Source organism: Actinophytocola sp. (assembly GCF_050699935.1).
Lineage (GTDB): Bacteria > Actinomycetota > Actinomycetes > Mycobacteriales > Pseudonocardiaceae > Actinophytocola.
The window spans coordinates 1-7,851 of sequence record NZ_JBOHGB010000226.1 but is presented as its reverse complement, the minus strand read 5'-3'; the positions used below and the strand labels follow the sequence as shown (position 1 = coordinate 7,851).

Genomic DNA, 7,851 nt, shown 5'->3' with positions numbered 1-7,851 from the left:
GCCCGGGTGGTCCCGGCCCCTTCGGTCCGGTCGGGCCCGCCGGCCCGTTCGGTCCGGGCGGTCCGCGTGGCTCCGGTGGTGTGCCAGGGCCCGGCGGTCCGCGTGGCTTCGGTCCGGGTGGGTCCGGCTTCGGCCCCGGCGGTTCCGGCGGGGCAGGGCAGGGCGGCCCGGGTGGTTCGGGCAGCGGCGCGGGTGCGCGCGGGGCGGCCGGCGTCGGTCCGGGTGGCCCGGGCGCCGGCGGTGCGGCTGCCGAGGGTGCGGCCGCGCGTGGTGGTGGCGCCGGTGCCGGCCGTGGTGCGGCCGCGCCGATGGGCATGGGTGGCGGCCGCGGGCAGGGCAGCGAGGACGAGGAGCACCAGCGGCCGACCTACCTGGTCGAGCCGGATCCGCACGAGACGTTCGGCAGCGACGAGATCACCGCGCCGCCCGTGATCGGCGAGTAGGCACGTGGTCCTGCCCCGTCCCCTCACCGTCGACGCCGAGGCCCTGGTTCGGCTCGTGCGGCTGGAGAACCTGGGAGAACCGCACATCACGCTCAAGCCGCCCGGCGTCTGGCGCCCGCGGGCGGAGGAGCAACAGGTCGAGGCCGAGACCCGGTCGGAGTTCCTGCGGCATGGCCTGCTCGACCGGCGCGGCCGGGTCGACGTGGAGCTGTCCGCGTCGCTGGCCGTGCTGTGCCGTGCGGGTGTGGAGTTCTACGGCTGGATCAACGAGGGCGACCGGACCCGCGCGGTGCTCGCCGCCGCCATCGGCCGGGAGGCGGTTCTCGCCATCCGCGACGGCGACGAGATCACGATGAACCAGATCCGGCCGGAGTCGCTGCCCGAGGTACTGGTCGCGCAGACCCCGGAGGTGCCACCGGCTCGCGGCGAGGCGCACAACATCCTGCGCTCGGAGGTGCTCGCGGCCGTCGGCGGACGGCATCGCACGGAGGCCGGCGTCGGGAGCCGCCCGGCCCCGCCGGACGTGCGGGCCGTCCAGCAGATCGCCGCGCAGCCGACGAAGGGCGGCGGCGAGCTGTACGTGGCGGTCCGCGACCGGATGTCCCGCCGCCGGCCCGTCCGCTACCCGCTCCGCTACGCCGACACCGTGATCGGCCGCTGGCTGAACCACATGACCGACGCCGGCCACGGCGAGCACCGGGTGCTGGTGGCGCCTGCGTCACGCACTGACCTGGTGCGGCGCCTGCAGGAGATGCACCGCGCACTCATCGGCTGAGTCGGCTGAGTCAGCCGCCCGCCGTCGTACGCAGCCGCCGCAGTGCCCGGTGCTGGGCGAGCCGGACCCCGCCGGGCGACATGCCGACGGCCTCGGCGGTCTCCTCGGTGGACAATCCGACGACCGTGCGCAGGATGACGATGTCGCGCTGGATGGCGGGCAGCGAGTCCAGCGGCGCCCCCGCCCGGTCCCCGGCGTCCCGCGACAGCGTCTCCACGACGATCTCGTGGAGGAACGCGAGGAACGGCCGCCCGTCGTCGGGGTAGCCCGGCAGGGAGCTCAGCACCGCCAGGCAGATCTCGCGCGCGACGTCGTCGGCCGCGGCGAAGGACCCGTCGACGCTCCCCAAGCGGGCTCGGCAGTATCTGACGACGATGGGACGGATCGCGGTGAGCAGCCGCTCGATGGCCCGGGGCTCGGCCTCGAGCGCGGCGGGCAGGTCGTCTCGCAGAATGTCGCGGTATGTCATCGTCTCCGGCTGGGCCCCACGCCCCGAGAGGTCGCCGGAAACCGAGGCTACCTCAGCCCCGACGCCGCCCGTAGGCGCAACGCCGCCCGTCCGCGGCCGGGCGTTCCCGTACCGTGGGCGCGTGGACGGCGTGGGCTTCGTGGACTCCGTGGTCATCGTCGGGTTGGTGCTGGTCGTCGTGGGACTCGTGGTGCTCGTCCTCGCCGTCCGGGAGGTGCGCCGGCTCCGCGCGGACGTGGTGGCGCTCGAGGAGCGGGCCGGTGAGTTGGCCGGCGAGCTCGGCGCGCTGCCGCCCGAGCTCTCGCGGAGCTTCGGGACCGGAGCCAGGCACCTGATCTCCGTCGAGATCCTCAACCTGTTCGAGTTGGCGCACAAGGAAAGCGTGCTCACCCGGCCGTTCACCGCGCTCACCCCGCGGCTGTTGCGTGACGTGGTGCACCGGCGGATCGTCGGCCGGGTCCGGCAGAGCCTTGACGAGCAGGGGGTCCGCGCCGACGTGAGGCTGCACCGTGCTCGCTGAGCTGACCGCCGGTGTGCTGCTGGCCGCCGGACTCGTCCTGACAGCCGGTTCCGCCGCGCTGCTGGTCGGGACGCGGCGGACGCGCAGGGCGGTGCGGTCGGCCGGCTGGCTGCTCACCCGCGCGTCCCTGGCGGTCGCCGAGGCACGGCGGGCAAGCGTCGTCGACGGGCTCAATTCAAAACACTCCGGATAGGAGCCTGATGATGGTCATGGAGACCGGTTTTGAATTGAGCCCGGTCCGGGGGTTCACAGCTTGTCGATCACCTGCTGGGCATTGTCGCTCGGGATGGCGAACCCGATCCCGACGCTGCCGGCTGACCCGTCCGGGCCCGATACGGGGGAGTAGATCGCCGAGTTGATGCCGATCACCTCGCCGGCGGAGTTGAACAGCGGGCCGCCGGAGTTGCCCTGGTTGATCGACGCGTCGGTCTGGATGGCCTGGTAGGTCACGGTGGAGCCGGCGCCGGAACGCAGGTACGGGCTCGGGCCGCGCCGCTGCTCGCCCGCCACGGTCACGTCGCGGTCGAGCGCGCTGACGATGCCCGTGGTGACGGTGCCCCGCAGCCCGGCCGGCGAGCCGATGGCGATGACCTCGTCGCCGACGCGCACCGCGGCGGAGTCGCCGAACTTCGCCGGGGTGAGGCCGGAGACGCCCTCGGCCTGGATCACCGCGAGGTCGCTCGACGGGTCCGTGCCGACGACCGACGCCGGGACCGCGCGGCCGTCGGCCAGTGTCACGGTCAGCTCGTCGGCGCCGGAGACCACGTGGTTGTTCGTGAGGATCCGGCCGTCCGCGCCGATGATCACGCCGGAGCCGATGCCCTCGGCGTTCGCGGTCCGCATGGTCACCTGGACCACGCTGTCCCGCACCTTCGCCACGACCGCGCTGACGTCGACCGCCCCGGAACCGGCCGGGTCGGACGTCGTTGCGGCCGGCGCGGTCGCGGACGGGGTGGCGCCGTCGTCGCCGGAGACCAGCGCGCCGACCGTGCCGCCGATCCCGCCCGTCGCGAGCGTGGCGGCGACGACCAGGGCCACGGCGCCGCGGCGGGAGCGACTCGGCTGCCTGGGTGGCTCGGGAGGAGGTTCGGGGGACGGGTGGCCCGGGGTCGGACGGGTCCACGGCGGCACCGGAGGTTGTCTGGGTGGCAGATAGGTCTCGGTCATGCCGCCACGGTGCGGCCGCTGCCTGGGAAGAGGCTGTGAGGACCCGGAGGGATAGCCAAGAACCTGTTGACGGTTACTTCGGTAAGTTGTAGCTTACGGTTCGTGTCAACTTACCAAACGGCGCTCGGTGCGCTCGGCGATCCGACCCGCCGGGCGATCTTCGAGCTGCTGGCGACCCGACCGCGGGCCGTCGGTGAGTTGGCGAACGAGCTGCCGGTGAGTCGCCCGGCCGTGTCGCAGCACCTCAAGGTGCTCAAGGGGGCCGGGCTCGTCACCGACCACGCCGAGGGCACCCGGCGGCTTTACCGCGTCGACCGGCGCGGTGTCGGGGCGCTGCGCGAGTACCTGGACCAGTTGTGGGACAACGCGTTGGCCGCGTTCGCCGCGGCCGCCGAGGAGGAGGAGAAGCCATGACCACCCGCGCGAAGGACATCGCCGTCGACAAGACCGTCACCGTTCGCGCCGGCCGCGAGCGCGCGTTCACCGTGTTCACCGAGCGGTTCCACAGCTGGTGGCCGGGCCACCACATCGGCGGGGCCGAGCTCGCCGACGTGATCATCGAGCCGCGCGAGGGCGGCCGCTGGTACGAGCACGGTGTGGACGGCTCGGAGTGCGACTGGGGCCGGGTGCTCGCCTGGGAGCCGCCGGCACGGCTCGTGCTGTCCTGGCACCTGCGGGCCGACTTCAGCTACGAGCCGGACCCCGCCAAGGCGAGCGAGATCGAGGTCCGCTTCGTCGCCGAGGCGCCCGACCGGACCAGGGTCGAGTTCTCCCACCACCACATCGAGCGCCACGATGACCCGGACGGCGTGGTCGAGGGCGTCGACTCGCCGGGTGGCTGGACGAGCATCCTGGCGGCCTATGCGGAACTGGTGGCCTGACCCATAGGGTCGGGGGGTGACCAACGAGAGCTCATTCCTCCGTCTCCAGGCTCGGACCCAGCGGTTCACCCTCGGCACGCCACGCGGGTTCCAGGTGTCACCGGACGGCTCCCGCGTCCTGTTCCTCCGCTCGGAGTCCGGTGAGGACCGCCGGCACATCCTGTGGCGGCTGGACCTCGCCACCGGCACCGAGACCCGGCTCGCCGACCCCGGCGAACTCGTCGGTGGCGGCGCCGAGGACCTGCCACCCGAGGAGCGCGCGCGCCGCGAGCGCAGCCGCGAGCAGGGCGGCGGCGTGGTCGGCAACGCCACCGACGCCGACGTGCGGATCGCCGCGTTCGCCCTGTCCGGCAAGCTCTTCGTGGCCGACGCGGTCACCGGCGAGACCCGCGAGCTGGACACCGCGCCCGGCGTGATCGACCCCCGACCCGACCCGACCGGCACGCACATCGCCTACCTCTCCGGCGACGCGCTGCGGGTTGTCAGTGTCAATGGCCCTGTGAATGGCGCTGTGGATGGCGCTGTGGATGGCGCTGTGGACGGCGCTGTGGACGGCGGCGGCGACCGCGCACTCGCCGAGCCGGCCGGTCCGGACCGGGCCTGCGGGGTGGCCGAGTTCATCGCCGCGGAGGAGATGGGTCGCTCGCGCGGGTACTGGTGGTCGCCGGACGGCAGCCGGCTGCTGGTGGCGTTCACCGACAAGAGCGCCGTGCGGCACTGGCACATCGCCGACCCGGCGAACCCCGAGGCGGCGCCGAACGTCGTGGCCTACCCGGCGGCCGGCACCGACAACGTCGAGGTCCGGCTGGCCGTGGTGAGCGTCGCCCGGGAGGGGATCTCCCGTGTGGAGGTCGACTGGCACGGCGGCGACCTGCCGTACCTGGTCACCGCGCACTGGAGCGCGGGCGGCCCGCCGCTGATCGCGTTGCAGTCGCGGGATCAGAAGCGGATGGAGATCCGCTCGGTCGACCCGGACACCGGCGCCACCTCGCTGCTCGCCACCGAGACCGACGACACCTGGGTCGAGATCGCCCCGGGAGTGCCGGCGTGGACACCCGACGGCCGCCTCGTGCGGATCGGGGTGAGCCAGGACGGCTACCGGCTCATCGTCGACGACAAGGAGGTCACCCCGCCCACGATGCAGGTGCGCGCGGTCCTCGGCGTCGGCACAGGCGTCGGCACCGGCACCGGCACCAGCACCGGCACCGGCACCGGCACCGACATCCTGTTCACCGCCACCGAGGACGACCCCACGCAGGTGCACGTGTACCGGTACGACGACGCCGGCATCACCCGGATGTCCACTTCGGACGGAGTGCACGGCGCGGCGCGCGGCGGTGACGTGACGGTGCTGACGTCGTGGTCGCTGGACCGCTCCGGCCCGGCGATCTCGGTGCTGCGCGGGGACGAGCGGGTCGGCGAGGTCGCCTCGCACGCGGTGGACCCGGGGGTCGAGCCGAACGTGCGGCTGCTGACCCTCGGCGAGCGGGAGCTGCGCGCCGCGCTCGTGTTACCGACCGGGCACGAGCCGGGCAGCGGGAAGCTGCCGGTGCTGCTCGACCCGTACGGCGGCCCGCACGCGCAGCGGGTGATGGCCAGCCGCAACGCCTACCTCGGCCCGCAGTGGCTGGCCGACCAGGGTTTCGCCGTGCTGATCGCGGACGGTCGCGGCACGCCCGGGCGGGGGCCGGACTGGGACCGGCAGGTCGCGTTCGACTTCGCGGACGTGACGCTGGCCGACCAGGTGGACGCGTTGCACGCGGCCGTCGAGGAGTACCCGGACCTCGACCTGTCCACTGTGGCCATTCGCGGCTGGTCGTACGGCGGGTACCTGGCCGCGCTGGCGGTGCTGCGCCGGCCGGACGTGTTCCACGCGGCGATCGCGGGCGCGCCGGTGACCGACTGGCGGCTCTACGACACGCACTACACGGAACGCTACCTCGGCCATCCGGACGAGAGGCCCGAGGTGTACGACGCCAACTCGCTGATCGACGACGCGCCGAAGCTGTCCCGGCCGCTGCTGATCATCCACGGCCTCGCCGACGACAACGTCGTGGTGGCCCACTCGGTGCGGCTGTCCGCCGCGCTGGTCGCCGCGGGCCGGGCGCACGCGCTGTTGCCGCTGCCCGGCGTCACGCACATGACCCCGCAGGACGACGAGGTGGCGGAGAACTTCATGCGCATGCAGGTCCAGTGGTTGCGCGAAGCGCTCGGCTTGGAGGTGGCCAAGTGAGCGGGAGCGACGGAGCGTTCGCCGTCTGGACGGAGACACGGTCGCTCCGCAAGCTCCGCTCCGCGGAGAAGAGCGGGCGCGCCAGCGCCGAGCATCGCACGGACGAAGACGGCGAGTAGCGGAGGAGCGGAGCGAACCATGGAACACAGCAACCGGTGGGGCATCACCTTGCCGCTGACCGGCGTACCGCTCGCCGCGCATCGCGAGCTGGTGCGCGAGCTGCCGGACCTCGGCTACACCGACGTGTGGTCGGCGGAGACCGCGGGCACCGACGCGTTCACCCCGCTCGCGCTGACCGCCGAGTGGGGGCCGGGCCTGCGGCTGGGCACGGCCATCGCACCGGTCTACACGCGCGGGCCGGGTCTGCTGGCGATGCAGGCGGCGACGATCGCGGAGCTGGCGCCGGGCCGGTTCGTGCTCGGCGTGGGCACGTCCACGCCGACGATCGTGACGGGCTGGAACGGCCTCGCGTTCGACGAGCCGTTCGCCCGCGCGCGGGACACCGTGCGGTTCCTGCGTGCCGCACTCGTCGGCGACAAGGTCACCGAGACGTACGAGACGTTCGCCGTGTCGAAGTTCCGGCTCGAGCGGCCGCCGACCCCGCCGCCCCCGATCGTGCTCGCGGCGCTGCGGCCGGGCATGCTGCGGCTGGCCGCCCGGGAGGCCGACGGCGCGATCACGAACTGGCTCGCGCCCTCGGACATCCCGACCGTGCGCTCCGCGCTCGGCAAGGAGCCCGAGCTGGTCGCGCGGATCTTCGTCTGCCCGACCGAGGACGCCGACGCGGCGCGGGGTCTGGGCCGGATGCTGATCAGCAGCTATCTCACGGTTCCGGTGTACGCGGCGTTCCACGAGTGGCTCGGCCGTGGCGAGGCGCTGGCGAAGATGCACGAGGCGTGGGCCGCGGGCGACCGGGCGGCGGCGAACGCGGCGATCCCGGACGAGGTCGTGGACGACCTGATCGTGTGGGGGCCGGTGGCGCGCTGCCGCGAGCGGGTGGCCGCGTACGTTGAGTCCGGTTTGGACACTCCGGTCATCTCGGTGCTGCCCACGGGCGCGGATCCGGCCTCGCTGGTCCGGTCGCTGGCGCCGGCCTAGTGCCCGGAAGGGAGCCTTACGGACGCCCAGCGACCTAAAGGGAGCCTTCCTGGCGTCGCGGACCCGATGGTTGCGACTGCCTGGGCGGTCGTATTGTGGGCCCCCGAGTTAGGTTCACCTAAGAAGGGGTCCGATGGGCGCTTCGATCTCCGCCGCCGAGCCGTTGTTGACCGGCGGACCCGCGGGCGCGGCACGGGTGCGTGCCCTGGCCGACGCGGCCACGACCGCGATGGCCGGTGCGGCCGCGACCCGTACCGGGCCGGTC

General features: G+C 73.6%; 10 protein-coding genes and 1 pseudogene. 9 read left to right on the top strand and 2 right to left on the bottom strand.

Annotated elements, in window-relative coordinates:
* Both ACRDTB_RS36335 and ACRDTB_RS36330 read left to right on the top strand, forming a co-directional pair.
* Positions 1-443 (top strand): annotated as a pseudogene (locus ACRDTB_RS36335) (hypothetical protein); the annotation flags it as partial.
* Positions 444-447: 4 nt separating this feature from the next.
* Positions 448-1,218 (top strand): ESX secretion-associated protein EspG, encoded by a 771-nt coding sequence (locus ACRDTB_RS36330; protein ID WP_431436788.1) that lies wholly within the window; start codon positions 448-450, stop codon positions 1,216-1,218.
* 10 nt (positions 1,219-1,228) lie between these two features.
* Here ACRDTB_RS36330 and ACRDTB_RS36325 read toward each other — a convergent pair whose 3' ends face one another.
* Positions 1,229-1,687, bottom strand: a complete 459-nt coding sequence (locus ACRDTB_RS36325) for a sigma factor-like helix-turn-helix DNA-binding protein (RefSeq protein WP_431436787.1) — start codon at positions 1,685-1,687, stop codon at positions 1,229-1,231.
* 121 nt (positions 1,688-1,808) lie between these two features.
* On the opposite strand from ACRDTB_RS36325, the gene ACRDTB_RS36320 reads away from it, so the two are divergent.
* Both ACRDTB_RS36320 and ACRDTB_RS36315 read left to right on the top strand, forming a co-directional pair.
* Positions 1,809-2,207, top strand: a complete 399-nt coding sequence (locus ACRDTB_RS36320) for a hypothetical protein (RefSeq protein ID WP_431436786.1) — start codon at positions 1,809-1,811, stop codon at positions 2,205-2,207.
* Positions 2,197-2,400, top strand: coding sequence for a hypothetical protein (locus tag ACRDTB_RS36315; RefSeq protein ID WP_431436785.1), 204 nt, complete (start codon positions 2,197-2,199; stop codon positions 2,398-2,400). The genes ACRDTB_RS36320 and ACRDTB_RS36315 overlap by 11 nt, the downstream gene beginning before the upstream one ends.
* A 53-nt stretch (positions 2,401-2,453) precedes the next feature.
* Here ACRDTB_RS36315 and ACRDTB_RS36310 read toward each other — a convergent pair whose 3' ends face one another.
* Entirely contained in the window at positions 2,454-3,374 is a 921-nt protein-coding gene (locus tag ACRDTB_RS36310; protein WP_431436784.1) for a S1C family serine protease, read from the bottom strand.
* Positions 3,375-3,476: 102 nt separating this feature from the next.
* Here ACRDTB_RS36310 and ACRDTB_RS36305 point away from each other — a divergent pair, with 102 nt between their 5' ends.
* Genes ACRDTB_RS36305 through ACRDTB_RS36285 form a run of 5 tightly spaced genes read left to right on the top strand, consistent with a single transcriptional unit; the run spans position 3,477 to position 7,586 of the window.
* Complete coding sequence (locus tag ACRDTB_RS36305) at positions 3,477-3,788, top strand: ArsR/SmtB family transcription factor (RefSeq protein ID WP_431436783.1); 312 nt, start codon at positions 3,477-3,479, stop codon at positions 3,786-3,788.
* Entirely contained in the window at positions 3,785-4,255 is a 471-nt protein-coding gene (locus tag ACRDTB_RS36300; RefSeq protein ID WP_431436782.1) for an SRPBCC family protein, read from the top strand. Before ACRDTB_RS36305 ends, ACRDTB_RS36300 begins: the two co-directional genes overlap by 4 nt.
* Before the next feature lie 16 nt (positions 4,256-4,271).
* On the top strand, positions 4,272-6,488 hold the full coding sequence (locus tag ACRDTB_RS36295; RefSeq protein WP_431436781.1) for a prolyl oligopeptidase family serine peptidase: 2,217 nt from the start codon (positions 4,272-4,274) through the stop codon (positions 6,486-6,488).
* Entirely contained in the window at positions 6,485-6,607 is a 123-nt protein-coding gene (locus ACRDTB_RS36290; RefSeq protein WP_431436780.1) for a hypothetical protein, read from the top strand. The genes ACRDTB_RS36295 and ACRDTB_RS36290 overlap by 4 nt, the downstream gene beginning before the upstream one ends.
* Before the next feature lie 19 nt (positions 6,608-6,626).
* Entirely contained in the window at positions 6,627-7,586 is a 960-nt protein-coding gene (locus ACRDTB_RS36285) for an LLM class F420-dependent oxidoreductase (protein ID WP_431436779.1), read from the top strand.
* The last annotated feature ends 265 nt before the right edge of the window (positions 7,587-7,851 follow it).

What these genes read in the sequence shown, in the direction of transcription:
- ACRDTB_RS36325 (WP_431436787.1), bottom strand. Translation starts at nt 1,687, where the DNA reads ATGACATACCGCGACATTCTGCGAGACGACCTGCCCGCCGCGCTCGAG.
- ACRDTB_RS36300 (WP_431436782.1), top strand. Translation starts at nt 3,785, where the DNA reads ATGACCACCCGCGCGAAGGACATCGCCGTCGACAAGACCGTCACCGTT.
- ACRDTB_RS36285 (WP_431436779.1), top strand. Translation starts at nt 6,627, where the DNA reads ATGGAACACAGCAACCGGTGGGGCATCACCTTGCCGCTGACCGGCGTA.
- ACRDTB_RS36310 (WP_431436784.1), bottom strand. Translation starts at nt 3,374, where the DNA reads ATGACCGAGACCTATCTGCCACCCAGACAACCTCCGGTGCCGCCGTGG.